Genomic DNA, 24225 nt, shown 5'->3' on the forward strand with positions numbered 1-24225 from the left:
AAAATGAACCCTAATGGTTCGATTTCTGCATTAGATTGAACACAATTAAAACCAAAAGTACTTGAGGAATCTCCAACGAGAAGCCCCGCAAGCTCAATCCACCCCAGAGGCGCCCTGCAGGTAGGTAGACCCGGCCCAGGTAACCTTGACCTCGACGAATTCACCCGCTTTCCCGGAGTCGAGGATTATCTCCTTATAGTTGAAGGTCCTCCCTTCAACCCCGCCCTTCTTGCCCGGGCCGTGGACGAGAACCTCAACGGTCCTGCCGACGTAGGCCTTGTTTATCTCGTAGGATATCTGAAGCCGCAGGCGGTGCAAAAGCCTCGAGCGCTCCTTGACGAGCCAGCCCGGTAACTGCTTCCACCTTGCCGCTATCGTTCCAGGCCTTGCCGAGTACCTGGAAACGTTAATCTTGTCCGGCTTAATCCGCTTAACCAGCTCGACCGTGTTCCGGAAGGCCTCATCAGTTTCCCCTGGGAAGCCAACGATGACGTCAGTGTTGAGGTTCAGGTCCGGAATCTCCTTCCTGAAGGCACGAACTATCTCCTCGAACTCCTCAACGGTGTATGTTCTTCCCATCCGTCTAAGAACCTCGTTATCGCCGCTCTGGACGGGCAGGTGGAGGAAGCGGTAAACCTTCTCATCGATGTAGGCATCAATCAGTTCGTCGAGGAACTTGAGGACGTGGTTGGGGTTCATCATGCCGACCCTGACGCGAAACTCCCCTTCGATGGCCGTTATCTCATCAAGGAGTTCCGCCAAGTTCGTCCCGATATCGAAGCCGTAGCAGCCGGTGTCCTCGCTCGACAGTATGATCTCCCGGTAGCCCCTCGCCACGGCCTCTTTTACCCATTTGACGACGAGTTCGGGTTTGTAGCTCTTGAGAACCCCGCGGGCGAAGCGCGTCGCGCAGTATGTGCATGCATTAAGGCAACCCTCGCTTATCGGGACGACGAAGGCGACGCCGGGCTTCCAGAGGCGCGGGAGTTCGAGCTTGTCAAGGTTTCTTTCCCGCCAGCCTTCCACGCTGACGAGCTTTCCACCGCGCTCGGCAACGTCAATCGCCTCGGCGATTCTGTCTATGCTCTTAACGCCCAAAATCCCCGAAACGCGCTGGTCTATTGCATCGGGGTTGACGTGGACGAGACAGCCGGTAACGATTACCCTCTTCCCGGAATCGAGGAGCTCCCTAATTCTTTTCGCCATCTTGAGCTCGGTCGGGTCCTTGACTGCACAGGTGTTGACGACGACGTAATCGGCATTCTCCGGAGTCTCGACTAACTCGTAGCCGGATTTCAGGAGCATGGCCTCCATTATCTCGCCGTCTGCCTTGTTCCTTGAGCAACCGTAGCTCTCGACGTGAACTTTAACCATCGGTGGGCGCTCCAAGGAGGGCCTTAAAAAATGTATGGTTCAGATGTATGGTTCAGAAGTGAGAACTCACGTTGGAATAATCAGGGGGAGGTCAGTATGTTTAGTAACACCTCTGAGACGTAAGGACACATCGTTTTAGCTATAATTTTTGCCATCTCGTAGTTGTAGATGGGCTGAAGCGTTGGGTCCTCCATGCGCAGTTTTATCATGGACTCCAAGACCGCGTCACCGTGCTTAAAGTACCATCCCACGGCGTCCCGAATGTAGAGAGACGTTAGTGGGTCCCGATGGCAGGCATTAATTGACTCCAGGGCCTCATGCCTCAGGCGAAGAACCATCCTGACTTTCTCCGCTGGAGTTTTCAGGGTGGCAAAAGTTGAATTGAGGGCCTCAAACTCGTCGAGATGCTCGTCTATCGCGATTGCGTACAGCAGGTGGTAAATGGCGGCTGAATAATAGCCTTTCTCGACTCCTAGGAGCCCCCGCTTTTTGTGGTAATCCTTCCAGTCACACGCCACCTTTAGCATCGTTTCCTCGAATTCGCACGGGACATCAACCCTTGAGAGATTACCCACGAGCGCGTGCACGTTATCTCTAAGCCCAGTGGGATTGTAAGTGCCGAGGGTTAAGTGGTTCATGAGAGCCTCCGAGTCCATCAAAAAGCTCCTAGCGAACTCCAAGTAAGCCACCACCCAACTTCCGAGTATGCTCACGTTCTCAAACTCTTGGGGCGCTGTAGGGTTAGGTGTCTCAGCAAGCTTTTTCAGAAAGTCGCGGGATTGGTTCAGGAAAATCTCAGCCTTGATGAGATTGTCCTCCACCACAAAGCCCGTTATAAGGTAGTCCGTGAAGTTAATCCCGCTTCCCAACGTTTGTTTCCACTTTTCGGCCGTTTTGTTCTGTAATGCTTCCACGCTTTGAAATTGTCCACGGATGTACTCAAGGAACTCCGTACGGTTTGAGAGTACAAGGGTTGAGCCCAAGTAGTCAGCGGCGAGTATTGCACAGCTCCTGCCCTCTGTGAGGGCAGCGTAAAACTGACCCCTGTGTTGATACGAATAGGTCTCGTTAAGGCAGACATTGATGTCTTTTATTTCATCATCTGAGGCATTTAGCTTGAGAAGCATCTCCCTAAGCTCCAGAACCCGCTCAATGGCACGTTCAACGTCTTCGTCATCCACCTTTTGATTCAGATACGCCCAATGAGTGGAATCGTAGCTCAGCTTAAACTTCTCAAGGTCCGTTTGAACCAGGTTAAGGGTGTTGTTGAGCTCTACTTTCTCCCTTACTGCCCTCTCGTGTTGAATATACTTTGAGTAGGCTAAGAACCCGAAAACCACCAGAAAAAGAAGGAAGAGGATCTTCGTTTTCATGATTATCCCCCTTCAATCCTGCCCGGATTGGCATAGTAGACTCTTGTCTTCACAGTTATACGGGCGATTCTTGTTGTTTTTCCAAGAACCGAAGTGGGACCAACACTTTTTCCTTCAGGGAAGATTGGAACGCTGTTGTGGGAGTACTCCGCAACGTATAATGTCGCGCCGCCGCTTATTTCAAATTTATAATCCCCCTCCTCGGGATTTGTTATAATCCACGTTACTCCCATGCCATAATCGGTACCCCTAAATCTAGAGTCTCCGTAGAAGTTAATGGTTATTTTACTAACATCGAAAGCTACATCCCCAGAGGTCTTGATGGTGTAGCTATTTTTCTCACTCTTACCCAGACTTGATACAAGATCTGCAAAGCTTGGTAGTCCCAAGAGTTCAGCCAATTTATCCACAGCCTTTTTGAAGAACTCCGCATATGTATTCTCTAAGTCCGAGTGCCCACACCCGGCATCAACGACAAAAATCCCGTTTCTTCCTGACACCACACCCACATAGGTGTCAGATGATGGCTTAGTGACTCTCACTGAAATCCAGTGACCACTGCTTACAGGGAAATAATTAATGATTCCATCCACTTTTCCACCCACTACCAAGTTTCACCCTTAGGAAAAAGACCTGCGGGAGTGTCACGACACCATCTTGATTAATCACCGCTACCTTCGGGAGATATGTAGAAGCAACCCCAACTTTGCCCACGAAATGGCCATATTGGTAGTATGGACTGGAGTCACTCGCCCTTGTCTCCGGCTTAGCGGCACTGGCTACTCCCCCTATAGAACCCAAAATCAGCAACCCCATCAGCAAACCCAAAAGTTTCCTCCACATTATGGAGTCCCCCATATGCAAAGTTTTCGTTATAATATCACATGTTAATCTTTATAAAATTTTCTCTAATGTACATTGTAATCAAATATTTTCGTCTAAAGTAGCAAAAAGGAATACGCTTAACTCAAGACAAAAAGGGCCAAGCTTACGCGTTAAACTTCAGAAGACAATCATAAAGAACATACAAGGATAAGAGGAAAGGGAAAAGAATCACTCGATGACCGAGGCGAAGGCGAACTTCCTCTTGACGGAGTTAATCACAATCTCAACCTCGTCCCCGACCTGGGTGTTCGGGACGAATATCACGAAGCCCTGAATCTTGGCGATTCCATCGCCACCCTTTCCAAGGCTCTCAATCTTGACCTTGTAGCGCTCTCCAACCTTAACGGGGGCCTCGCTTCCGTAGTCCCTTCCATATCCATATCTATCTCCGTACATTCACAACACAACCTACACATTTCTGGAACCTTCTCGAAAGACTCCGAGAAGAGTCCCGTTGGGAAGTAGGTTCGAGGGTATATAAAGCTTTGCATAAACGTTAACGAACATTTAAGTCCATTGAGGGAGATTAACAACCCCTGTTCAAAACCAAAGCGTTAGACAACTGTTTTAAGCATCTACGACCAAGGTAGTTTGTGCAAATGCTAAAAATTCTCGGGGTGATAACGTGAAGGTCCCCGTCGTGTGCCCCTACTGTGGCGTCGGCTGTCGGCTCTACATCGAGCGGACGCCGAGCGGTTACAGGCTGGATTACGCTGATGACATGCCTGGCATCCCCAACGAGAACGGAAGCCTCTGTCCAAAGGGTAACGCCGTCCTCGATTTGCTCTCGAAGGACAGGCTCAGGAAGCCCCTCAAGGCGAAGGAAGAAGGTAAGTTCGTCGAGGTGAGCTGGGGTGAGGCCATCAGAGAGGTCGCCAAGAGGCTGAGGGAGATAGCTAAAGACGACCCCAACGGGCTTATGTTCTTCGGCTCGGCAAAGACCTACAACGAGCCGAACTACCTCGTTCAAAAGCTGGCCAGAATGCTCGGGACCAACAACGTCGACCACTGCGCCCGCTTATGCCACTCCTCAACGGTCGCAGGTTTGAAAGCCGTCTTCGGAGCGGGGGCGATGACGAACACCTACCGCGACATCGAGAAGGCGGACGTGATAATGATTTGGGGCCACAACTACGCCGAAACCCACCCCGTCGGCTTCCGCTACGTCATCAAGGCCAAGGAGAGGGGCGCGAAGGTCATCGTCGTTGACCCGCGCTACACGAGGACCGCGTGGTTCTCGGACATCTTCCTCCAGCTCTACCCCGGAACGGACATAGCGCTCGCCAACGGCCTGATGCACGTCATCATAAAGCACGGCCTCCACGACAAGGAGTTCGTGGAGAGGAGAACCGTCGGATTCCAGGAGCTGAAGAAGACCATCGAGAAGTACACGCCCGAGAGGGTCGAGGAGATAACCGGTGTCCCGCGGAGCTGATAGAGGAGGCGGCGGTTACCTTTGCGAGAGCCGAGAACGCGGTAGTTACGTGGGCGATGGGGCTGACGCAGTCGGTTCACGGCTACGACAACGTCAGGGCAGTTGCAACTCTCATAGCAATCACGGGCCACATAGGGAAGCCCGGAAACGGAGCCTCTCCAATGCGCGGGCAGAACAACGTCCAGGGAGCCTGCGACCTCGGCGCTCTCCCGAACGTCTTCCCCGGCTATCAGGCAGTTACGGACGAGGAAAAGAGGAGGTTCTTCGAGGAGTTCTGGGGAACTGAGCTGAGCGGTGAGGTCGGCCTTACGACGGTCGAGGCGACCCACGAGGCCCTGAAGGGCAGGCTGAAGGCCTACTACATCGTCGGCGAGAACCCGGTGATAAGCGAGGCAAACTCGCGCAACGTCGTGAAGGCCCTCAGAAGGCTTGAGTTCCTCGTCGTTCAGGACATCTTTCCGACCGAGACGGCGAGGTTGGCGGACATCGTTCTGCCGGCAACTTCAATGCTCGAAAACGATGGCTCGCTAACCAACACCGAGAGGCGTGTGCAGTGGAGCTTCAAGGCAATCGAACCGCCCGGGGAGGCGAAGCCGGACTGGTGGATAGTTAGCGAGGTCGGAAAGGCCCTCGGATTCACCGGGAATGGACCAAAAGGCTTCGGCTACCGCTCGGCGGAGGACGTTCTGAGGGAGATAAACGCCTGCACGCCCCAGTACAGGGGCATAACGCCTGAGAGGCTCAAGGCCAATCTCGCCGGAATCCACTGGCCGTGCCCGAGCGAAGACCACCCGGGAACGCCCCTGCTCTACACCGAGCGCTTCCTAACGCCTGACGGAAAGGCCCACCTGGCGAGCGTCGAGCACAGACCGCCGGCCGAAACACCCGACGATGAATACCCGCTCATCCTGACGACGACGCGCTACGTCGGGCACTTCCACACGCTGACGATGACTGGAAGGAGCGAGCTCCTGAGGAAGCGCTGGAGGGAGCCGTTCCTCGAGGTCAACCCGAGCGATGCAAGGCGTTTCGGGCTTGAAGACAACGGCTGGGCGCTCATAGAGACGAGGCGTGGCAGATACGTCGCGAGGGTGAAGGTTACCAAGGCCGTGAAGCCCGGTGTGGTGGCGATTCCCTGGCACTGGGGGGCCAACGTCCTGACCAACGACGTCCTCGACCCTGTCTCGAAGATTCCAGATACGAAGGCCTGCGCCTGCCGTGTTAAGCCCGTTGGAGAGGTCGAGGCGAGGCGGATTCTGGAGGAGCTGAGGGCCGAGGGGGTGGTAGCTTGAGCGGGATTCTAATCGACCCCGGCAAGTGCATAGCCTGCCGGGCCTGCGAGGTTGCCTGCGAGAGGGAGCACGGGAGGAGCTTCATAACGGTCTTCGAGTTTGAAAGCTCGGCCGTTCCGCTGAACTGCCGGCACTGCGAGAAGGCGCCATGCATAGAGGCCTGCCCGACCGGGGCGCTCTTCAGGGACAGGGATGGGGCCGTTATGGTGGACGTCAGGAAGTGCATAGGCTGTGACATGTGCCTCCTGGCCTGTCCCTTCGGGATTCCGGAGATTGCAGGAAAGGTCATGGTGAAGTGCGACCTCTGTCCCGAAAGAAGGGCCGAGGGGAAGCTCCCGCTCTGCGTCCAGACCTGCCCGACGGGGGCTTTGAGCTACGTCGAGCCCAACGACTTCTCTGCAGGTAGAAGGAAGGCCTACGCCGAGAGGCTCGCCCTCAGGAGGTCTGAGAATGCGCCCGGTCTTTGACTGGGAGAGGTGCATAGGCTGTCTCGCCTGCGTGAGGGCCTGCAAAACCGGCGCCCTGAGCTACAGCGACGAAGATGGAGTGAGGAGGATAACCTTCGAGCCGAGGCTCTGCGACGGTGACCTGCTCTGCGTTGAGGTCTGCCCGGTAAACGCGGTGAAGGGCTTCCCAAACCACGAGAGCGGGGAGAGCTCGGCCACCTTCGAGCTGGCCCGCTGTGAGAACTGCGGAAGGCTGACGGATTTCACGGTTAAGGAGGTTGAATGGGCTAAAGGAAAAGGCTACTACGAGGTTTTCCTCTGTCGGGAGTGCAGAAAAGCTTTTTCGGTTGAAAAAATTCTCTTGGAGGGTTCCGTATGGAGGGTATGAACTTCGCCTTCCACTGCCTCAAAAGGCCCGAGCCGACGGGAAAGAGGGTTGCGATAATAGGCGCCGGCCCCGCAGGTTTGGCGGCGGCCGGCTACCTCTCCTGTAAGGGCCACGAGGTTCACGTCTACGACAAACTGCCCGAGCCAGGTGGCTTGATGCTCTTCGGGATTCCAGAGTTCAGGATTCCGGTGGAGAGGGTCAGGCTTGGCTACAGAGACCTGGCGGAGCGCATGGGAGTCGTCTTCCATACGGGGGTTAAGGTCGTCTCCGGTGGGAGGAAGGACGAGGGCGACGAGTTCGTCGAGAAGACCGTTGACTTTGAGGAGCTTGTGAGGAACTTCGACGCCGTTTTGATAGCCACGGGGACGTGGCGCTCCTGGGTGGCAGACATTCCGGGAACAGAGCTTGAAGGCGTCTTCAAGGCCCTGGAATACCTCTTCAGGATAAAGGGCGCCAAGCTCAGCCACATGGACTGGAGTGAGGTGCCCGAGATAGAGGGCAAGAGGGTAATGGTCGTGGGAGCCGGTCATACTGCCTGCGACGCCGCGCTTGAAAGCCTTCTGATGGGGGCCGAGAAGGTTTACATGAGCTACCGCAGGACGATAAGAGAAGCCCCGGCAGGGAGCTACGAGATAAACCTCCTCCGCGAGAGGGGCGTTGAGTGGCTCGAACTGACGATGCCGAAGAGAATCATCGGCGAGAACGGGAAGGTCAAGGCCGTGGAGCTCATCAGGACAAAGCTCAGCGAGCCGGACGAGAGCGGAAGGAGGAGGCCCGTCCCAATAGAGGGAAGCGAGTTCACGGTCAACGTGGATTACATTGTCTTCGCGATAGGACAGACGCCGACGCCTCCATTCGGCGAGAACTGCGGAATAGCGACCGATAGAAAGGGCAGAATCATCGTTGATTCAAGGCACATGACGAGCAGGGAGGGAATCTTCGCGGCCGGAGACGTTGTTCTGGGTCCTTCACTCGTAGGCAGGGCAACGAAAGACGGCCTCTACGCCGCTCGCGATGTTCACCTCTGGCTGATGGAGGTGGGAGCATGAAGCTCCTCGTGGACTTCAACGCCTGCATAGGTTGCGAGACCTGTGAAGCCGTGTGCGACTTCATTCACGACGGAAGGCCCAACATAAGGGTGGTTTTCGCGAGCAACGGCGTCGGCGTCCCGATTAACTGCCGGCACTGCGACGACGCGCCCTGTATGGCGGTATGTCCCGTAAACGCCATCACCCGCGATAAGGACGGAGCGGTTATAATCAACGAGGAGAAGTGCATAGGCTGTCTCATGTGCCTCTCGGTCTGCCCGTTCGGGGCGATAGGCTACGAGCCGGTCGTTAGAGTTGTTTACAAGTGCGACATGTGCGCCGAGAGAAGGGCCGAGGGTTTGAAGCCGGCCTGCCACGAGATGTGCCCGGCGAACGCAATCTACTACGGCCCCGACGGCGGGGAGGAGAAGAGGGCAAAGGTTGCCGAACTTGTAGCCGTGGAAAGGGGCAGTCAAGGTATTTAACCTTTGGTTTAAAACAAGCTGTTCCCTACCTTTGTTTTCAATTATAAGCTTTGGAAAAGCGTTTTAAGTAAAATAAAGAACTGAAAATCGAGAGCTAAAAGAAAACTCCGTTGGAGGTGGTAATTTGCCTTTCCTAGTCGCGTTCGTCTTCGCCTATATCCTGTGGCTCATCTTAACGGCAGGAACGAAGGGACTGCTCTGGAACACGCAGGAGCTGATAGCGGGGCTGATATTTGCCGTTATCGTCGGATACACCACGAAAGACATAGTTGGCGATAAGGCAACGCGTTTCCTGAACCCCAAAAAGTGGGTTCTGGGAATAGCCTACGCACCAGTTCTCTTCTGGGGCATGGTGAAGGCAAACCTCGACGTTGCATACAGGGTCATAACGGGGAAGATAAGGCCCGGAATAGTCAGGGTTCCAGTCGACCTCGAAAACGACGCCCAGTACACGATTTTAGCGAACTCAATAACCCTCACCCCCGGAACACTCACCATAGACGCAATCCCGGAGGAGAAAGCACTCTACGTCCATTGGATTAACATCCCCGAAGGTCTTGAGAGGCCCCAGAACTCCGAGCCCGTTTCCGGGCCCTTCGAGAAGTGGGCGAGGAGGTTGGGAAGATGATTGCCCCGGAGTTCTTCTACGCCGCCGTGATAATAGCAATCGGGGGACTAATCTGCGTTCTACGGGCGATGATAGGACCAACTGTCCCAGACAGGGTCGTTGGGGTGGACACCCTCAACACCATAGTGGTCGCGTTAATGGTTCTCCTCGGAGCGGCCTACGACAGGACAATCTACATCGACATAGCCATCGTCTACGCATTCCTGAGTTACATAGGAACGCTCATCATAGCCAGATACCTTCAGGGGGGATTGGAATGAGCTCGGTTGATTACCTGGTTTACACCTTCCTCGCCGTCAGCGTGACGTTCAACATGCTCGGAAGCATAGCCCTCCACCGCTTCCCGGATGTTTACACGAGGCTTCACGGGGCGACCAAGTGCACAACCTTCGGAACGATATTCGCCGTTCTGGCCGTTGTAACCTACGCTCTCTATCAGCTTCACATTACAGGCGACCCCAAGTACCTCCAGATGGCCCTTCACAGCCTCGTTGCCCTCGTGGCGCTCCTCCTCACGAACCCCGTCGGAGCGCATGCAATAGCGAAAGCCGCGCACCTGAGCGGTTACAAGCCGGCTAAAGCGGTCGTTGACGCCTACGAGGAGAAGCTTGGGGGTGATAGGGAATGAACGCCCTCACAATTGACATGGCGATTCAAGCCATCATCCTCATCGGCGTTCTCATCACTGCCTACCTCACGATTCGCTTTAGAGACCTGCTCGCCGCTGCACTCATGTCCGCGGCAATGAGCCTGCTCCTCAGCCTCGAGTTCTACATGCTCCACGCCCCGGACGTTGCCATAGCCGAAGCGGCGGTCGGTGCCGGTGTCGTTACGGCGGTTGTGGTTTACGGCATAGCCAAGACAGAGAGATGGGAGGTGGAACCGTGAAGAGAACCATAGCTTACCTCTCACTGCTCTTCATCCTCGGGGTTCTGCTCTACATAGCCAACCCCAACTACGGCCTCGTCTTCGGGCCCGGGGGAAAGGAGTGGCTCACCCTGAGGTACACGGACAACTACTACATCCAGCACGGTGTCCAAGAAGTCGGCGGTATGAACATAGTCACCGACATAGTGTTCGACTACCGTGGTTACGATACGATTGGAGAGGCGACCGTCCTGTTCACGGCCATAGCCGGCGCGATTGCTCTTCTGAGGCCCTGGAGGAGGGATGAGAAATGAGGCCGAGGTGCGGTAGCGATATGGGGCTCATCGTCAAGACCTCGGCGAGGGCGATAATCCCGCTGATAGGCATCTTCGGAGCCTACATCGTCATGCACGGTCACCTGACACCGGGAGGTGGCTTCCAGGGAGGAGCGACGATTGCAGGAGCGGGAATACTGTTCCTCGTCTCGTTCGGCCTCGATGAGATGAAGAAGCATTATAACAAGAGCCTGTACTCGGCGCTTGAAGGAATCGGCGGTCTCGTCTTCCTCGGCGTCGCAATGCTCGGAATGAGCGTGGCGTTCTTCTACAACACGCTCTGGCACAACGGCCCGTTCTTCAACGGAAAGCCCGGAACGCTTCTATCCGCCGGATTCCTGCCCATAATGAACCTCGCCGTCGGCCTTAAGGTCTTCACCGGCCTCGTCAGCGCGCTTACGGCCATAGCCATGTACAGGAGGTGGAAGTCATGATTCAGTTTCAGTTCATCACGGCCTTCCTGCTCATAGTCCTTGGGATATACGCCTTCCTCGCGAAGAGGAACCTCATCAAGCTGATTCTTGCCCTGGACATCATAGACTCCGGAATACACCTGCTCCTCATAAGCCTCGGCTACCGCATAGAGCTCAACGAAATCCCGACCGCGCCGATTTACACCGGCTACGAGACGCTGAAGAGCCCGATGGTCGGCCCGCTTCCACAGGCCTTAGTGCTTACGAGCATAGTCATCGGCGTCTGTGTGCTCTCGCTCGCGGTCGCTTTGACGATAAACGCCTACCGCCACTACGGAACCCTTGACGTGAGAGCTCTAAGGAGGTTGAGGGGATGAACGGGCACGAGATACTTCCCTACCTCATAATCATCCCGCTCTTCGGAGCGTTCTCGATGCCGATAGTGAACCTCCTCGGCAGGAAGGCGAGGGAGGCGTGGGCCGTCATAATCAGCGGCGCGACCCTAGCGGTGGGCTCGGCGCTCTTCTACTACGTCTGGGGGAACAAGAGCATAATAGTCTACACCCTCGGAGCCAAGAGCCCGCTCGGCCAGGGCGTCAGCTTCCCGATAAGGATAGTCTGGGAGGTAGACCTCTTCGGCGCGATAATGGTCCTCATGGTAACGCTCGTGGCCTTCCTCGCGGTGGTCTACTCAATCGGCTACATGAAGCACGACACCGGCCTCGACAAGTACTACACCCTCATCCTGATCCTCGAGCTCGGAATGCTGGGCATAGCGATAACCGGCGACCTCTTCAACTTCTACGTCTTCCTCGAAATCATGAGTATAGCGAGCTACGCGCTGGTGGCCTTTAGAAACGACACCTGGGAGGGCATCGAGGCCGGCATAAAGTACATGTTCGTCGGCTCGATAGCGAGTTCGTTCATCTTACTCGGCATAGCGCTCCTCTACGGCCAGTACGGAACGCTGACGATGAGCTATCTCGCGGTTAAGCTCGCCCAGAACCCAACCGTTACGGCGAAGGTCGCGCTGGCGCTCTTCATAGCAGGACTCCTCTTCAAGAGCGGTGCTTCTCCAGTCCACATGTGGCTGGCAGACGCACACCCGGCCGCGCCAAGCTCGATAAGTGCGATGCTTTCAGGTCTCGTCATAAAGATAGGCGGAATCTACGCTTTAACCAGGATACTCTTCAGCATCTACGGGCATAGCGTGAGCATGAAAACCGTCGGCTGGGTCATCATAATCTTCGCCTGCATAACCCTCATAGTCGGCAACGCGATGGCGGTAATCCAGAACGACATGAAGCGTCTCTTAGCTTACTCCTCGGTCGGCCAGATAGGTTACATTCTGCTGGGCCTCGGAATCGGCTTGGCAGCTTATGGAAGCCAGACCGGCGAGATAGCGATGGCGGGAGCGATTTACCACACCTTCAACCACGCACTCATGAAGGCCCTCCTCTTCCTCATCGCGGGCGTTGTGATTCACCAGCTCGGCACGAGGGACCTCAACGAGCTGAGCGGCTTAGCTAAGACCATGCCGAAGACAACTTTCGCCTTCCTCATTGGAGCGGCCGCGATAATAGGAATGCCGCCCCTCAACGGCTTCGCGAGCAAGTGGCTCATATACGAGAGCTCGGCCGTGTTCAACCCGATACTCGGTGCGATAGCGATAATCGGAACGGCATTCTGTACGGCAGCATACGTCAAGGTGCTCTACACCTTCTTCGGCAGGCCGAACGAGAGGGTCATGAAGGCCAGGGACCCCGAGGGAAGCATGCTCTGGCCTATAATAATCCTCGCAGTCGCGATAGTCGTCATGGGACTCTTCCCCTGGCAGATAAGCGACAAGGTCATGATTCCGGCAGTTAAATCCCTTGAGAACCAGCTGGCATACATAAGCGCGGTCCTGGGAGGTGCGTGAAGATGTTCGGCTACTGGGATGCCCTTTACTTCGTCCTCGTTTTCATCGTCGGACTCATCTTAGCGTATCTCCTCGACCAGTGGGCGAAGAGGAGCGGAATGGGAACGAAAGAAGTTGGCGACGGGACGAAGATATTCATCAGCGGTGAGGACCCGGACAAGGTTATTCCGGGCTTCGAGCACCTTGAGGGCCACTACACGGGAAGAAACGTCATGTGGGGGCTAACTTACGCACTCAAGCGCTTCTTCACCGTCCTCAAGGCCGACCACACCGGACTGCTGACCGACTACGTGAGCTACCTCGTCATCGTTACGGCCTTCGTGATGGGGGTATTGCTCATCTGGGGGTGAAGGAAGGTGATGCTCATGCGCGGGTTTGAACGAGAGAAGAGAAACCCAATCACGATTGGAGCGCTTGGGGAGACCCCAAAACTTCCGCGAGCGCTTGCGAAGGCAAGGGCTCATAGGGGGTGATTGAGAGTGAGCATCAAAGTTCCCGCTAACGGCGGTTCAAACTCATCGGAGCGCGAGAGACTTGAGAAGAGAATCGCCCAGCTGTGTCGCTACATCGGGAAATCCCCCTGGGTCTTCCACGTGAACACGGGCTCGTGCAACGGTTGCGACATCGAAATCATAGCCGCTCTAACGCCACGCTACGACGCGGAGCGCTTCGGAGTCAAGCTCGTCGGCAGTCCAAGACATGCGGACATACTCCTCGTAACCGGGCCCGTAACAAACCAAAGCCTTGAGAGGGTCAAGCTCGTCTACGAGCAGACTCCAGAGCCGAAGATAGTCATAGCCGTCGGCTCGTGCCCAACGGGCGGAAGCGTGTTCTACGAGAGCCCCTTCACCAACGCACCGCTGAGCAACGTGATTCCGGTGGATGTTTACGTCCCGGGCTGTCCGCCGAGACCGGAGGCAATACTTCACGGCGTCGTTCTCGCGCTTGAGAAGCTGGCCAAACTCTTGAAGGGGGGTTCCGAGGAATGACGCCGTTTGGAGAGGTTCACAATCATTACGCGCCCGAAGGGCGCTATAGAGGGGTGAACGCTGGAAATGGGCCATTTGAAAAGCCCCCAGTCCACCATAACGGCCAGTTGGTTAGTAAAAGGCTTTCCGCGAGCGCTTGCGCAAGCAAGGGCTCTTCGGAGGTGAAAGAATGAGCGAGGTTAACGATAACGCTAACGTTGAGAAAGCTCGGGAGGAGGTCAAAGAACCCACCAAAGCCGAGAAGGTCGCGAAGGCGATAGCGGAGCGCTTTCCAAACGCCCAGGTCGAGGTCAAGACCAACAAGTGGGGGCGCGAGAGGGTCTGGGTGAGAATCGACAGGGAAAGCTACCGCGAGCTGATGAGGTTCATAAAAACGCTTGACGGCGAGGCCCACTACTCGATAGGCATCGAGCAGGACTGGGGGGACGACCTGGGCTTCCTCAGTCACCTCGTGATTTACTACGACGACGCCCCTGCCGTTTCACTGCTCATAGACGTCCACGCGCCGAAGGACGACCCAACGCTCCCGGACATCAGCGATATCTTTCCGATAGCGCTCCAGTTCGAGAGGGAAGGAATGGAGATGGTTGGCATAGACTTTGAAAATGCACCGGACAAGAGGAGGCTCTTCCTGCCTGACGACTTCCCCGAAGGCATCTATCCACTCCGCCTCGACGACAAGGGCGTTCCCGAGGAGATGGTGCACAACGCAGGCCACCCCTATTACCTCAAGGGAGGTGCTAAGAAATGACCAAAGTTGAATACTGGGTCAAGATACCCTTCGGTCCGATTCACCCCGGTCTGGAGGAGCCCGAGAAGTTCATACTCACCCTCGACGGCGAGAGGATAGTTGACGTTGACGTCAAGCTCGGTTATAACCTGCGCGGAATCCAGTGGATAGCCCTCAGGAGGAACTACGTCCAGATAATGTACTTAGCCGAGAGAATGTGCGGGATATGCAGTTTCTCCCACAACCACACCTACACGAGGGCCGTTGAAGAAGCGGCCGGAATAGAGGTGCCCGAGAGGGCAGAGTACATCCGCGTAATCGTCGGCGAGCTTGAGAGAATTCACAGTCATTTGCTCAACCTCGGCGTTTTAGCTCACGACATAGGCTACGATACCGTGCTCCACCTCACCTGGCTCGCCCGTGAAAAGGTCATGGACACGCTTGAGGCAGTTGCCGGAAACCGCGTCAACTACTCGATGGTAACCATCGGAGGCGTCAGGAGGGACATCGACGAGAAGAGGAGGCGGATAATCCTCGATATGATAAAGTACTACAAGGAGGTCTTCCCGCAGATTGAAGATATTTTCCTCCACGACCCGACGATAGAGGCCCGTTTCAGGGACACGGCGATAATAAGCAAGCGCGTGGCGCTGGAACAGGGAGCCGTTGGTCCAACTGGAAGGGGAAGCGGAATCCGCGACGACGCGCGCTGGAGCGAGAGGCTCGGCGTTTATCCGGATTTGGGAATAAAGCCCGTCATGCCCCAGGACGTTACAGGAGAGAGGCCGAGGGGCGACGTATTCGACAGGATGGCGGTAAGGGTAGGCGAGCTGTGGCAGAGTCTGGAGCTTATCGAGCACGCCCTCGACCAGATGCCGGACGGAAAAATCAAGACCTTCCCGAAGGACAACGTTCTCGTCGCCAAGCTCAGGATAATGGTGGACGGAGAGGGCATTGGAAGGTACGAGGCGCCGAGGGGTGAGCTGATTCACTACGTCCGCGGAAAGAAGGGAAGCGACAAGCCCCTCCGTTGGAAGCCAAGGGAACCGACGTTCCCGAACCTGTTCGCGGTCGCTGAGGGCGTCAAGGGAGACCAGGTTGCGGACTTCGTGGTGGCGGTTGCCTCGATAGACCCGTGTCTGAGCTGTACGGACAGGGTTGCGGTCGTTGAAGACGGAAAGAAGAGAATCCTGACCGAAAAGGACCTCCTGAAGGCCTCGATAAAGAAGACGCGCGAGATTAATCCCGACGTGAAGGGAGACCCGACCCCGGTAGGGTTCGGCTGTTCGAGGTGATGCTCATGGACGTGATGGGAAACATCGTTTACCCGATTGCAGGCCTTCTCGGACTCTACGGCTTCGTTTCACTGGCCTCGCTCCTCTGGGAGGGAATAGACAGGAAGTTAGTTGCGAGAATGCAGAGGCGCGTTGGACCACCGCTGATACAGCCGTTCTACGACTTCCTCAAGCTGATGAGCAAGGAAACGATAGTCCCAAACACGGCAAACTACATGTTCAGGATTGCACCAGTTCTGGCACTGGCAACGGCGATAGCGCTCCTGGCTTACACGCCGATGGGCTTCACCCCGATTTTAGCGAGCAAGGGCGACGTCATCGTCTTCATCTATCTGTTAGCCCTCATCAGCTTCTTCAAGATAGTTGGAGCGATAAGCTCAGGCAGTCCCTACGCGAAAATCGGAGCGGCGAGGGAAGCGACGATAATGGTGTCCAGGGAGCCGGCAATGATGCTGGCGATATTCGCCATAATGTGGCGCCTCGGAAAGCTCGGCGTTGACAAGCCCTTCAGCATGGGAATCTTCTACCAGCACAACATCTGGGAGATAGGGACGCCGATGAGCTTCGTGGGAGCGATAATACTCCTCTACGTCTTCTGCGTCTGGCTGGCGAGCGAGATAGAGGTCGGGTTCTTCAACATACCGGATGCGGAGGAGGAGATAGCCGAGGGCCTGCTCGTCGAGTACAGCGGAAGGTATTTGGCGTTGCTCAAGCTGACGAAGGCTCTGAAGGCCTACATAGCGGCTTCCCTGGTGGTTGCGATATTCTTCCCCTGGGGAATAGCGGGCTACTTCGGCCTGACGGGCCTCTCAGCGGACGTCGTCAACCTGCTCTTCCACACGCTGAAAGTGTTTATCCTGCTCTTCGTCGTCGGAAGCGTCTTCAGGGCAGTAACAGGAAGACTGAAGATAACCCAGGCGGTGGACTTCCTCTGGAAGAACGTCTTCCTGGCCTCACTCGTCGGCTCGCTCCTCCTCGCGATGGAGGTGATAATGTGAGGGCGCCAATACTCGTCCCAACGGTGCTCAGGAACCTCGTCAGAAAGCCAGCGACCAACCTCTTTCCGAAGACCGAGCCGGTGCCGGTTCCCGAGAACTTCAGGGGCCAGCTTAAGTACAACGTCGACAAGTGCGTCGGCTGTAGAATGTGCGTCACAGTCTGCCCGGCGGGGGTCTTTGTTTACCTGCCCGACATCAGGAAGGTGGCGCTGTGGACTGGAAGGTGCGTTTACTGCGCCCAGTGCGTTGATGTCTGCCCGACCGGAGCGCTCCAGATGAGCGACGAGTTCCTCCTGGCGAGCTACGACAACTACGACGAGAAATTTATCCCGCTGAAGGAGGAGAAAATCGAGGAGATACGGAAGAAACTTGAGGAGCAGAAGAAGGCCAAGGAAAAGGCCAAAGCCGAGAAGGCCAAGACCGAGAAAAAGGGGTCAAAGTAACCCCTTCTTTTTTCTCCACTCGTAGAGGGCCTTTAATGCCGAGTAATGGCCCTTCTCAACGTCCGCAAGGTAGAGGTAGACCTTTCTGAGCTCCTCGTTATCGGTTTCCTCTGCCAGCTTCCGGTAGACGGTTTCAGCGAGCTTCTCGGCCTCCATTGCACCCTGAAGGACGTCCTCGAGGTCTTCTATCTTGTAGAACTTGCCGAGTAGGTGCGTTCCTTCAATGCTTGCAACGTTGACCTCGGCGAGCTTTTCCCCGTACTTCTGGCGGTAAATCTTATAGAGTTCGTCTCCGTGGCCCTTGGACTCCTTGCCGAGCCTTTCAAAGGTCTCATAGACCTCCTTGGGAAGGCCGAGCTCCTTGGCCCTCTCGGCCAGCTTTAGGTAGGTCTCGGCCTCCTCGTATTCGCCCTTAATCCAGTAGCTGAGCAGTTCGCGCTCGTTGAGCTTCTTAATCTCCTCCAGAACCTCAATCATTTCCATCACCCAACCGTTCGTATTCCCTCTTCAGGGCCTCGTAGTGGCCCCTCTCCACGTCGGCGAGCTTGAGGTAGAGTTCTCTTAACCGCTCATCCCCAACCTTTTCGGCGAGGGCTTTGTAGGCGTTCATCGCTATGAGCTCGCTCTCCATAGCGGTTTCAAGGACCTCCTTAACCTGGTCGGCCCTTTCAAAACGGTCGAGAACTGGTAAAACTTCAAGAGGAGGGATTTCCGTTGACGGCTCCCTGCCGAAAGAGGCTTTGAACTCCTTTCTGAGCTCAACTGCGTGCCTCTCGGAGTCCTCGCTCAGCCTGAGAAAAGTCTCCACGAGGCTCTCTGGAAGCCCAAGGTTCTTAGCTCTCTCGGCCAGCTTGCGATAAAACTCGGCCTCCTCCAGCTCGCTGGCTATCCAGTAGGCCAAGGCCTCCTCGTAGCTCAGCTTCTGGAGTCTCTCGATGACATCATCGACGTCCAGCATTCCAACCCCCTGAATAATTTGTCGGCGGGCCTAATAAGCTTTTGTTCCTCAGCGAACGAGCCATATCGCCAGGAACATCGCGATGTAGGCTAGAAGGCCCAGGATAACGTGGAAGTACAAAAGAACCCTCTTCCACCTCGGCGAGAGAAAGTAGAAGGCGCCGGTAACGAGGGCCAGTGTCATGAGGGCGAAGCTGAGATAGCCGAGCGTGTTGTGGTCAACCATGCCTCCCCACCGGAAAGACGTAGAGCGGAGCACCTTCAGTTCCAAGGAGCGAGGCAACCTCATCGTCGTGGAAAGCCCCGACCGCGACCGTTCCGAGGCCAAGGGCGGTTGCCTGGAGATAGATGTTCTGGCCTATGTGGCCGGCCTCCATGTGAACGTACCGGATTCCCCTCTCACCGTAGACGTCAGTTGTTCTCTCGTAGAAGGCGACGAGAACGAGGTCAACGGGGGCGCTACCGACCCATTCCTGGTCGAGACAGGCCCTCTGGAGCTCCATCCGATAGTCACCGGGCTTTACCAGCTCAAGGGCGTGTTTCCAGGGGATGTAGCGGTAAATTCCGGGTTCAAGGCCCTCAACCTTGCCAGCGACGACGTAGACCTCGAAGGGATAAGTAGCGCCCGCGCTCGGGGCCGAGCGGTAGCCCTTTGAACTCGTTATTCCCTGAGCCGACCAGAGGAGCTGGGAGAGCTCTTCAAGGGTTAGGGGCTCGTCACGGTAGGAGCGGATGCTCCTCCTCTTCGCTATCGCCTCCTCAACGCTTATCTCACCCCTCAAACGGGGTTCTGGAAGGGGCACAACCTCACCCGAGGCCGTCTCAACGGTCTCAAACCTCGGGCCCGGCTTGAAGATTAACAGTAGTGGGAGAACGAGGGCCAGCGCCAGGGTCAGGTAGGCAACCTTCCGGAGCATGTGATTAGTTGGTGCCCAAACTATTTATTCCTTCACCTCGAAGCGGAGAACCTCGCCCTTCCGGACGAGGCCGATTCCGGCCTTTTTGCCAAGGACTTCGACGAGGACGGTGTAATCGGGCTCGCTCAGGTTGACCTTCAGGTTGTAGCGCTCGACGAGGAGCGAGCCAAGTTTGATTTCGAGCTCCCTCTGGGAGAGCCGTTTATTCCCGCGAACTCTGGCGCGGACGGCGAAGGTTCCGTCTATCGCTTTCCCCAGCTCAAGGACGGCCTTCTCTACCTCCCCCCACCTGGCCGGAACGAGCCTTTCAAGGGGAACCACCCTCTGTATCGCCTGCGTCTCGAAGTTCCTCAACCGTTTGAGGGCCTCGTCCTTTGGTAGGGGAGTTTCAGCGAGGAGGACGCCCCGCCAGTCCGTTCCTTTAACCCTCACCTTCCCCAGTGCCCACTCCAGCTCGAGTATCGTATCGCCTTCTCTGCCGGGCGGTGCCGTTACGAGGAGAATCATTTCCGCTCACCGATGAACAGGTTTTTATATTGAAAGGCCTTAAACACTTCGGTGGGTGAAATGGAGGGTCTTAAGCTTTACCAGTCATACGAGGTTTACGGTCTCTCGGCCAATCCCTTTGAACAGCTCGCCAGCGAAGGAATAGCCGACGTCGAGAGCATTCACGTTTATCAGGAGATAGACATGCGCCTCCAGATGATTGTTTCGGAGGTAATCGGCAACAAAAGCTCGATAGCGCTCAGCATCGTCGGGCCTCTTGGAATGGGTAAAACGCAGAGGCTCAAAACGCTCGCGAAGGCCATAGAGGAGAACAAAGGCAAGGCGATATACGTCAAAGTCGATACCAACGACATCCTCAAGCTCACGCGCGACATCTTCTACGCGCTGAAGCCCCCCAAGAGCAGGACGAACATATTCCTCGAAAACCTCAGCAGGAAGCTCGGCTTCATTGACAGGCTTGAGAAGATGCTCAGCGACTCGAAGGAGTACAAGAGCAGGGACATAGCAGAGCTCCTCGTCGAGCAGATGAGCAAGTATCCCTACTGCGCGCTCCTCCTGGACGAGCTGGAGAACATGGGGAGCGCAAGGGAGCACGAGAAGATTCAGTTCTTCGAGATGCTGAGGCACTTCATAAGCACGATGCCGAAGGGCTGTATCGTTGCCTTCGCCTGCGTTCCAGAAGCTTATGAGGAGTACACGAAGATATTCCCCGCCTTCTTCATGCGCCTCCACTACGAGTTCAAGCTCCGCCCGATGAGCCTTGACGAGACGTTTGAGCTCGTGAAGAAGAGGCTCAACCGCGTTCGCATAAGGGACACCGACGACCCGCTGTATCCCTTCACGGAGGAGGCGATAAGGTTAATCCACCAGCTCGGGAAGGGCAACCCGAGGCAGATTTTAAGACTCCTTCACTACGTCCTAAGCGAGTCCGCGAAGCACAAGTTCGACCCGATTGACGATTACGTGGTCACAACGATTCTTGAGGAGCCCAAGAGCCTTGAGGAGTACCTCACGAGGATTCCGAAGGAGTACAAGGACCTGGTTGAGGCCATCGTCTTCGAGTTCAACGGCGGGCCGGTGAGCTACATACAGGTCGCCAAGGTCGTCAAGAAGCCGGGAATGCAGGTCTACGACAAGCTGAACGAGCTCATAAGGCTCGGCTTCCTCGTCGGCGACCCGAAGGGCAACTACAAGGTTCCAGACTACGTCAGAAAGTTTTTAGAGGAGGGGCAGGCGGAGAAGCTGAAGGGTGAGTGAGTTGCCGAACTACGATACCCACGTGCTCAGCGGAATAGTGACCTACCCAATAGCGGTGCTCATCGGCGAGCTCCTGAAGGTCTACGCCAAGCTACCGATTGAGTTAACCGCAACGGCGCTAATCCTTGGATATGCGTTCTACGTCCTGGGAAGCGATTTACCCGACATGGACCACCCGGACGCGCTGATTCACAGGGGCTCAAAGCCGATAGTCAGCGTCGCCGCCGGAAGCGCCGTCTTCCTATGGGCCAGGGGATTCGTTCACATGAACCCGGCGTGGCTCGACCCCGTCGTCTCGTGGGTCGCGGGTGCACTGGCAGGGCTCGTAGCGTGGTACGCCTTCACGTGGCTCATGCCGAAGCACAGGGGAATAGTCCACTCGCTACTCTTCGCAGGAATCTACGGACTACTCGCGTTCCTTTTGGTCGAGTATGGCCTCAAGATGTCAACGGGCGAGGGAATCTTCGTCGGTTTGAGCGCTTTCCTCGGCTACACCCTCCACCTAACCCTCGACCGCTCGGTTAAGCTGGTTTAGTTTTACCCAGTTTTGGGCAACAATGCTTTTAAATAACCCACATTAGGAAAGCGCGGAGGTGGGAGAGATGTTCAGCCTTGGAGGATTCTCACGCGGTGGTGAGTACGAGAAGAAGCTGTGGGACGTCCTCATCATCGGAGCTGGCCCAGCGGGCTTTACGGCGGCGATATACGCCAAGCGCTTCGGCCTCGACACGCTGATTATCAGCAAGGACCTGGGAGGAAACATGGCCTTGACCGACCTCATCGAGAACTACCCCGGCTTCCCCGAGGGAATCAGCGGTTCGGAGCTGACCAACAGGATGCACGAGCACGTCAAGAGGCTCGGTGTCGATATAGTCTTCGACGAGGTCGAGAGGATTGACCCGGCCGAGTGCGCCTACTACGAGGGCCCGTGCAAGTTCACCGTGAAGACCAAGAACGGCAAGGAGTACCGCGGAAAGACGATAATCATAGCGGTCGGAGCCTCGCCCAGGAAGCTCAAGGTTCCGGGCGAGGAGGAACTCACGGGAAGGGGCGTTTCTTACTGCGCCACCTGCGACGGCCCGCTCTTCAAGGGCAAGAAGGTCATCGTCGTCGGCGGTGGAAACACCGCTTTACAGGAGGCCCTCTACCTTAAGAGCATAGGCGTTGACGTAACGCTCGTCCACAGGCGCGACAAGTTCAGGGCCGACAAGATACTGCAGGACCGCTTCAAGGAGAGCGGGATTCCGGCGATACTCGACACGGTCGTCACCGAGATAATCGGAAAGGACAAGGTCGAGGCTGTGAGGCTGAAGAACGTCAAGACCGGCGAGGAGAAGGAGATGAAGGTCGATGGAGTCTTCATCTTCATCGGCTACGAGCCAAAGACCGACTTTGTAAAGCACCTCGACATAACCGACGACTACGGCTACATTCCGGTTGACATGCACATGCGCACCAAGGTTCCCGGCATATTCGCGGCCGGCGACATAACCAACGTCTTCAAGCAGATAGCGGTCGCGGTCGGCCAGGGAGCCATTGCGGCGAACTCCGCCAAGGAGTTCCTTGAGAAGTGGGGAGAGAAGAACGGGGAGTGATTAACCTCTCTATTCTTTCATTCTCCGTGAGACGAAGAGAGTGCTATGCTCCAGCGTGCCTTTAAATGTAAAGCAGAGAAAGCTGTCTATCAAAACGTTTCGTTCTCCAGTTTTACCACATAATAACCGAATCAAAATACCCCTTAAAGCCTACTGCTTTTGCCCTTCATATCCATTCGAGACTTCCAGAATTCACAACTTTGGCAGAACTTCTCGAAAAACTTTCGGTCAAAGATGTTCATTATTGAGCATAGAGTTATATAGCCGAACGTTGAGCTTCGGTCGGTGATTAACATGGTGGTCAGACCGAACGTTAAGGAACTCCCCGGGCCGAAGGCCAAGGAGATAATCGAGAGGAACTTCAAGTACCTCGCCACTACGACCCAGGACCCCGAAAACCTTCCGATAGTCATCGAGCGCGGTGAGGGAATAAGGGTTTACGACGTTGACGGAAACGTCTTCTACGACTTCGCGAGCGGTGTTGGAGTTATAAACGTCGGCCACGCCCACCCGCGCGTCGTCGAGGCGATAAAGAAGCAGGCCGAGAAGTTCACCCACTACTCGCTCACCGACTTCTTCTACGAGAACGCCGTTGTCTTGGCCGAGAAGCTCACGAGCCTCGCCCCCGGCGACTTCGAGAAGAAGGTCGTTTACAGCAACAGCGGTGCTGAGGCCAACGAGGCCGCTATGAAGCTCGTCAAGTACGGAACCGGAAGGAAGCAGTTCTTGGCGTTTTACCACGCCTTCCACGGAAGAACCCAGGCCGTTCTGAGCCTTACCGCGAGCAAGTGGGTCCAGCAGGACGGCTTCTTCCCGACCATGCCGGGCGTTACTCACATACCCTACCCAAACCCCTACAGGAACACCTGGGGAATCGACGGTTACGACGAGCCCGATGAGCTCATAAACCGCGTTCTCGACTTCATAGAGGAGTACGTCTTCAGGCACGTTCCACCCCACGAGATTGGCGCGATATTCTTCGAGCCGATACAGGGTGAAGGCGGTTACGTCGTCCCGCCGAAGAACTTCTTCAAGGAGCTCAAGAAGTTCGCCGACGAGTACGGAATACTCCTCGCCGACGACGAGGTTCAGATGGGCATAGGCAGGACCGGAAGGTTCTGGGCCATCGAGCACTTTGGAGTCGAGCCCGACCTCATCCAGTTCGGTAAGGCCATCGGCGGTGGACTCCCGCTCGCTGGTGTCGTCCACAGGAAGGATATAAGCTTCGACAAGCCCGGAAGGCACGCGACCACCTTCGGTGGCAACCCCGTTGCCATCGCCGCTGGAATAGAGGTCGTCGAGATAGTCAAGGAGCTCCTCCCGCACGTCCAGGAGGTCGGCGACTACCTCCACAAGATACTCGAGGAGCTCAAGGAGAACTACGAGGTCATCGGAGACGCTCGCGGTCTCGGTCTCGCGCAGGCCGTCGAGATTGTCAAGAGCAAGGACACCAAGGAGAAGTACCCCGAGCTCAGGGACAGGATTGTCGGAGAGGCGGCGAAGCGCGGTCTCGTTCTGCTCGGCTGTGGCGACAACAGCATTCGCTTCATCCCGCCGCTGGTCGTCACCAAGGAGGAAATCGACGTCGCAATGGAGATATTCGAGGACGCCCTCAAGGCCGCCCTCAAGTGAAGTTTTTAACCCCTTCCTCCTTTTCTACTTCGGTG

The 24225-nt window shown here is 55.9% G+C and carries 31 protein-coding genes and 1 pseudogene; 23 read left to right on the plus strand and 9 right to left on the minus strand.

The window, feature by feature from the left end:
• Nucleotides 1–93 precede the first annotated feature (93 nt).
• The 4 genes from CS910_RS01105 to CS910_RS01125 form a co-directional block, all read right to left on the minus strand.
• Nucleotides 94–1374, minus strand: coding sequence for a tRNA (N(6)-L-threonylcarbamoyladenosine(37)-C(2))-methylthiotransferase (locus tag CS910_RS01105; protein ID WP_099209335.1), 1281 nt, complete (start codon nucleotides 1372–1374; stop codon nucleotides 94–96).
• Nucleotides 1375–1454: 80 nt separating this feature from the next.
• Nucleotides 1455–2747, minus strand: a complete 1293-nt coding sequence (locus tag CS910_RS01110) for a 1-deoxy-D-xylulose-5-phosphate synthase (RefSeq protein WP_099209336.1) — start codon at nucleotides 2745–2747, stop codon at nucleotides 1455–1457.
• Between the two features lie 2 nt (nucleotides 2748–2749).
• Nucleotides 2750–3340, minus strand: coding sequence for a hypothetical protein (locus CS910_RS01115; RefSeq protein WP_099209337.1), 591 nt, complete (start codon nucleotides 3338–3340; stop codon nucleotides 2750–2752).
• Nucleotides 3341–3800: 460 nt separating this feature from the next.
• The gene (locus CS910_RS01125; RefSeq protein WP_099209339.1) at nucleotides 3801–4028 is read right to left on the minus strand and encodes a TRAM domain-containing protein; all 228 of its coding nucleotides are present in this window, start codon (nucleotides 4026–4028) and stop codon (nucleotides 3801–3803) included.
• 229 nt (nucleotides 4029–4257) lie between these two features.
• Between CS910_RS01125 and fdhF the strand changes: the two are divergent.
• From fdhF to CS910_RS01220, 19 genes and pseudogenes are all read left to right on the plus strand, one after another.
• A pseudogene (gene fdhF / locus CS910_RS01130) lies at nucleotides 4258–6359 on the plus strand (formate dehydrogenase subunit alpha).
• A complete protein-coding gene (locus CS910_RS01135; protein ID WP_099209340.1) occupies nucleotides 6356–6826 on the plus strand; it encodes a 4Fe-4S dicluster domain-containing protein in 471 nt (156 codons plus the stop codon). The pseudogene fdhF and the gene CS910_RS01135 overlap by 4 nt, the downstream one beginning before the upstream one ends.
• Nucleotides 6810–7193: a 4Fe-4S dicluster domain-containing protein gene (locus CS910_RS01140; protein ID WP_099209341.1), complete on the plus strand. Its 384-nt coding sequence runs from the start codon at nucleotides 6810–6812 to the stop codon at nucleotides 7191–7193. Before CS910_RS01135 ends, CS910_RS01140 begins: the two co-directional genes overlap by 17 nt.
• Nucleotides 7181–8242 carry an FAD-dependent oxidoreductase gene (locus CS910_RS01145; RefSeq protein ID WP_099209342.1) on the plus strand — a complete coding sequence of 354 codons (1062 nt, stop codon included), beginning with the start codon at nucleotides 7181–7183 and terminating at the stop codon, nucleotides 8240–8242. The genes CS910_RS01140 and CS910_RS01145 overlap by 13 nt, the downstream gene beginning before the upstream one ends.
• Nucleotides 8239–8706: a 4Fe-4S dicluster domain-containing protein gene (locus tag CS910_RS01150; RefSeq protein WP_099209343.1), complete on the plus strand. Its 468-nt coding sequence runs from the start codon at nucleotides 8239–8241 to the stop codon at nucleotides 8704–8706. Before CS910_RS01145 ends, CS910_RS01150 begins: the two co-directional genes overlap by 4 nt.
• A 124-nt stretch (nucleotides 8707–8830) precedes the next feature.
• Nucleotides 8831–9334 carry a monovalent cation/H+ antiporter subunit E gene (locus CS910_RS01155; protein ID WP_099209344.1) on the plus strand — a complete coding sequence of 168 codons (504 nt, stop codon included), beginning with the start codon at nucleotides 8831–8833 and terminating at the stop codon, nucleotides 9332–9334.
• A complete protein-coding gene (locus tag CS910_RS01160; RefSeq protein WP_099209345.1) occupies nucleotides 9331–9594 on the plus strand; it encodes a cation:proton antiporter in 264 nt (87 codons plus the stop codon). Before CS910_RS01155 ends, CS910_RS01160 begins: the two co-directional genes overlap by 4 nt.
• Nucleotides 9591–9962: a monovalent cation/H(+) antiporter subunit G gene (gene mnhG / locus CS910_RS01165; RefSeq protein WP_099209346.1), complete on the plus strand. Its 372-nt coding sequence runs from the start codon at nucleotides 9591–9593 to the stop codon at nucleotides 9960–9962. The genes CS910_RS01160 and mnhG overlap by 4 nt, the downstream gene beginning before the upstream one ends.
• Nucleotides 9959–10222 (plus strand): hydrogenase subunit MbhD domain-containing protein, encoded by a 264-nt coding sequence (locus CS910_RS01170; protein WP_014122758.1) that lies wholly within the window; start codon nucleotides 9959–9961, stop codon nucleotides 10220–10222. Before mnhG ends, CS910_RS01170 begins: the two co-directional genes overlap by 4 nt.
• Nucleotides 10219–10515 (plus strand): hydrogen gas-evolving membrane-bound hydrogenase subunit E, encoded by a 297-nt coding sequence (gene mbhE / locus CS910_RS01175; protein WP_099209347.1) that lies wholly within the window; start codon nucleotides 10219–10221, stop codon nucleotides 10513–10515. The genes CS910_RS01170 and mbhE overlap by 4 nt, the downstream gene beginning before the upstream one ends.
• A complete protein-coding gene (locus tag CS910_RS01180) occupies nucleotides 10512–10970 on the plus strand; it encodes a Na(+)/H(+) antiporter subunit B (protein ID WP_223211907.1) in 459 nt (152 codons plus the stop codon). The genes mbhE and CS910_RS01180 overlap by 4 nt, the downstream gene beginning before the upstream one ends.
• Nucleotides 10967–11326 (plus strand): NADH-quinone oxidoreductase subunit K, encoded by a 360-nt coding sequence (locus tag CS910_RS01185; RefSeq protein WP_042692213.1) that lies wholly within the window; start codon nucleotides 10967–10969, stop codon nucleotides 11324–11326. Before CS910_RS01180 ends, CS910_RS01185 begins: the two co-directional genes overlap by 4 nt.
• The gene (locus tag CS910_RS01190; protein WP_099209348.1) at nucleotides 11323–12870 is read left to right on the plus strand and encodes a proton-conducting transporter transmembrane domain-containing protein; all 1548 of its coding nucleotides are present in this window, start codon (nucleotides 11323–11325) and stop codon (nucleotides 12868–12870) included. The genes CS910_RS01185 and CS910_RS01190 overlap by 4 nt, the downstream gene beginning before the upstream one ends.
• A 2-nt stretch (nucleotides 12871–12872) precedes the next feature.
• Nucleotides 12873–13220: a hypothetical protein gene (locus tag CS910_RS01195; RefSeq protein WP_014122753.1), complete on the plus strand. Its 348-nt coding sequence runs from the start codon at nucleotides 12873–12875 to the stop codon at nucleotides 13218–13220.
• 129 nt (nucleotides 13221–13349) lie between these two features.
• On the plus strand, nucleotides 13350–13859 hold the full coding sequence (locus CS910_RS01200; protein WP_099209349.1) for an NADH-quinone oxidoreductase subunit B family protein: 510 nt from the start codon (nucleotides 13350–13352) through the stop codon (nucleotides 13857–13859).
• 169 nt (nucleotides 13860–14028) lie between these two features.
• Entirely contained in the window at nucleotides 14029–14610 is a 582-nt protein-coding gene (locus CS910_RS01205; protein WP_099209350.1) for an NADH-quinone oxidoreductase subunit C, read from the plus strand.
• A complete protein-coding gene (locus tag CS910_RS01210) occupies nucleotides 14607–15884 on the plus strand; it encodes a hydrogenase large subunit (RefSeq protein ID WP_099209351.1) in 1278 nt (425 codons plus the stop codon). The genes CS910_RS01205 and CS910_RS01210 overlap by 4 nt, the downstream gene beginning before the upstream one ends.
• Before the next feature lie 5 nt (nucleotides 15885–15889).
• Nucleotides 15890–16882 (plus strand): respiratory chain complex I subunit 1 family protein, encoded by a 993-nt coding sequence (locus CS910_RS01215; protein ID WP_099209352.1) that lies wholly within the window; start codon nucleotides 15890–15892, stop codon nucleotides 16880–16882.
• On the plus strand, nucleotides 16879–17325 hold the full coding sequence (locus CS910_RS01220; RefSeq protein ID WP_099209353.1) for a 4Fe-4S dicluster domain-containing protein: 447 nt from the start codon (nucleotides 16879–16881) through the stop codon (nucleotides 17323–17325). The genes CS910_RS01215 and CS910_RS01220 overlap by 4 nt, the downstream gene beginning before the upstream one ends.
• Here CS910_RS01220 and CS910_RS01225 read toward each other — a convergent pair.
• From CS910_RS01225 to CS910_RS01240, 5 genes are read right to left on the minus strand one after another with little or no spacing between them, the layout of a single operon-like run.
• Nucleotides 17317–17808 (minus strand): ferritin-like domain-containing protein, encoded by a 492-nt coding sequence (locus CS910_RS01225; RefSeq protein ID WP_223211908.1) that lies wholly within the window; start codon nucleotides 17806–17808, stop codon nucleotides 17317–17319. The two genes, CS910_RS01220 and CS910_RS01225, sit on opposite strands and share 9 nt — an antisense overlap.
• The gene (locus CS910_RS01230) at nucleotides 17795–18283 is read right to left on the minus strand and encodes a ferritin family protein (RefSeq protein ID WP_099209355.1); all 489 of its coding nucleotides are present in this window, start codon (nucleotides 18281–18283) and stop codon (nucleotides 17795–17797) included. Before CS910_RS01230 ends, CS910_RS01225 begins: the two co-directional genes overlap by 14 nt.
• 48 nt (nucleotides 18284–18331) lie before the next feature.
• Nucleotides 18332–18508: a hypothetical protein gene (locus CS910_RS11970; protein WP_173866211.1), complete on the minus strand. Its 177-nt coding sequence runs from the start codon at nucleotides 18506–18508 to the stop codon at nucleotides 18332–18334.
• Nucleotides 18501–19199 carry a SagB/ThcOx family dehydrogenase gene (locus CS910_RS01235; RefSeq protein WP_099209356.1) on the minus strand — a complete coding sequence of 233 codons (699 nt, stop codon included), beginning with the start codon at nucleotides 19197–19199 and terminating at the stop codon, nucleotides 18501–18503. The genes CS910_RS11970 and CS910_RS01235 overlap by 8 nt, the downstream gene beginning before the upstream one ends.
• Nucleotides 19200–19223: 24 nt before the next feature.
• A complete protein-coding gene (locus tag CS910_RS01240) occupies nucleotides 19224–19706 on the minus strand; it encodes a THUMP domain-containing protein (RefSeq protein ID WP_099209357.1) in 483 nt (160 codons plus the stop codon).
• A gap of 60 nt (nucleotides 19707–19766) precedes the next feature.
• Here CS910_RS01240 and CS910_RS01245 point away from each other — a divergent pair, with 60 nt between their 5' ends.
• From CS910_RS01245 to CS910_RS01260, 4 genes are all read left to right on the plus strand, one after another.
• Nucleotides 19767–20963, plus strand: a complete 1197-nt coding sequence (locus CS910_RS01245; protein ID WP_099209358.1) for an ATP-binding protein — start codon at nucleotides 19767–19769, stop codon at nucleotides 20961–20963.
• 1 nt (nucleotide 20964) lies between these two features.
• The gene (locus tag CS910_RS01250; protein ID WP_099209359.1) at nucleotides 20965–21498 is read left to right on the plus strand and encodes a metal-dependent hydrolase; all 534 of its coding nucleotides are present in this window, start codon (nucleotides 20965–20967) and stop codon (nucleotides 21496–21498) included.
• A 67-nt stretch (nucleotides 21499–21565) separates the two neighbouring features.
• Nucleotides 21566–22558, plus strand: coding sequence for a thioredoxin-disulfide reductase (gene trxB / locus CS910_RS01255; protein WP_099209360.1), 993 nt, complete (start codon nucleotides 21566–21568; stop codon nucleotides 22556–22558).
• A gap of 294 nt (nucleotides 22559–22852) precedes the next feature.
• Entirely contained in the window at nucleotides 22853–24190 is a 1338-nt protein-coding gene (locus CS910_RS01260; protein ID WP_099209361.1) for an ornithine aminotransferase, read from the plus strand.
• Nucleotides 24191–24225 lie beyond the last annotated feature (35 nt).

It is taken from the genome of Thermococcus henrietii, from assembly GCF_900198835.1.
GTDB lineage: Archaea > Methanobacteriota_B > Thermococci > Thermococcales > Thermococcaceae > Thermococcus > Thermococcus henrietii.

Excerpts from the sequence above, each read along its gene's own strand:
- CS910_RS01105 (WP_099209335.1), bottom strand. The coding sequence starts at position 1,374 with ATGGTTAAAGTTCACGTCGAGAGCTACGGTTGCTCAAGGAACAAGGCA.
- CS910_RS01110 (WP_099209336.1), bottom strand. The coding sequence starts at position 2,747 with ATGAAAACGAAGATCCTCTTCCTTCTTTTTCTGGTGGTTTTCGGGTTC.
- CS910_RS01125 (WP_099209339.1), bottom strand. The coding sequence starts at position 4,028 with ATGTACGGAGATAGATATGGATATGGAAGGGACTACGGAAGCGAGGCC.
- CS910_RS01140 (WP_099209341.1), top strand. The coding sequence starts at position 6,810 with ATGCGCCCGGTCTTTGACTGGGAGAGGTGCATAGGCTGTCTCGCCTGC.
- CS910_RS01145 (WP_099209342.1), top strand. The coding sequence starts at position 7,181 with ATGGAGGGTATGAACTTCGCCTTCCACTGCCTCAAAAGGCCCGAGCCG.
- CS910_RS01150 (WP_099209343.1), top strand. The coding sequence starts at position 8,239 with ATGAAGCTCCTCGTGGACTTCAACGCCTGCATAGGTTGCGAGACCTGT.
- CS910_RS01160 (WP_099209345.1), top strand. The coding sequence starts at position 9,331 with ATGATTGCCCCGGAGTTCTTCTACGCCGCCGTGATAATAGCAATCGGG.
- mnhG (WP_099209346.1), top strand. The coding sequence starts at position 9,591 with ATGAGCTCGGTTGATTACCTGGTTTACACCTTCCTCGCCGTCAGCGTG.
- CS910_RS01170 (WP_014122758.1), top strand. The coding sequence starts at position 9,959 with ATGAACGCCCTCACAATTGACATGGCGATTCAAGCCATCATCCTCATC.
- CS910_RS01180 (WP_223211907.1), top strand. The coding sequence starts at position 10,512 with ATGAGGCCGAGGTGCGGTAGCGATATGGGGCTCATCGTCAAGACCTCG.
- CS910_RS01185 (WP_042692213.1), top strand. The coding sequence starts at position 10,967 with ATGATTCAGTTTCAGTTCATCACGGCCTTCCTGCTCATAGTCCTTGGG.
- CS910_RS01190 (WP_099209348.1), top strand. The coding sequence starts at position 11,323 with ATGAACGGGCACGAGATACTTCCCTACCTCATAATCATCCCGCTCTTC.
- CS910_RS01195 (WP_014122753.1), top strand. The coding sequence starts at position 12,873 with ATGTTCGGCTACTGGGATGCCCTTTACTTCGTCCTCGTTTTCATCGTC.
- CS910_RS01205 (WP_099209350.1), top strand. The coding sequence starts at position 14,029 with ATGAGCGAGGTTAACGATAACGCTAACGTTGAGAAAGCTCGGGAGGAG.
- CS910_RS01210 (WP_099209351.1), top strand. The coding sequence starts at position 14,607 with ATGACCAAAGTTGAATACTGGGTCAAGATACCCTTCGGTCCGATTCAC.
- CS910_RS01215 (WP_099209352.1), top strand. The coding sequence starts at position 15,890 with ATGGACGTGATGGGAAACATCGTTTACCCGATTGCAGGCCTTCTCGGA.
- CS910_RS01225 (WP_223211908.1), bottom strand. The coding sequence starts at position 17,808 with ATGGAAATGATTGAGGTTCTGGAGGAGATTAAGAAGCTCAACGAGCGC.
- CS910_RS01230 (WP_099209355.1), bottom strand. The coding sequence starts at position 18,283 with ATGCTGGACGTCGATGATGTCATCGAGAGACTCCAGAAGCTGAGCTAC.
- CS910_RS11970 (WP_173866211.1), bottom strand. The coding sequence starts at position 18,508 with ATGGTTGACCACAACACGCTCGGCTATCTCAGCTTCGCCCTCATGACA.
- CS910_RS01235 (WP_099209356.1), bottom strand. The coding sequence starts at position 19,199 with ATGCTCCGGAAGGTTGCCTACCTGACCCTGGCGCTGGCCCTCGTTCTC.
- CS910_RS01240 (WP_099209357.1), bottom strand. The coding sequence starts at position 19,706 with ATGATTCTCCTCGTAACGGCACCGCCCGGCAGAGAAGGCGATACGATA.
- CS910_RS01245 (WP_099209358.1), top strand. The coding sequence starts at position 19,767 with ATGGAGGGTCTTAAGCTTTACCAGTCATACGAGGTTTACGGTCTCTCG.
- trxB (WP_099209360.1), top strand. The coding sequence starts at position 21,566 with ATGTTCAGCCTTGGAGGATTCTCACGCGGTGGTGAGTACGAGAAGAAG.
- CS910_RS01260 (WP_099209361.1), top strand. The coding sequence starts at position 22,853 with ATGGTGGTCAGACCGAACGTTAAGGAACTCCCCGGGCCGAAGGCCAAG.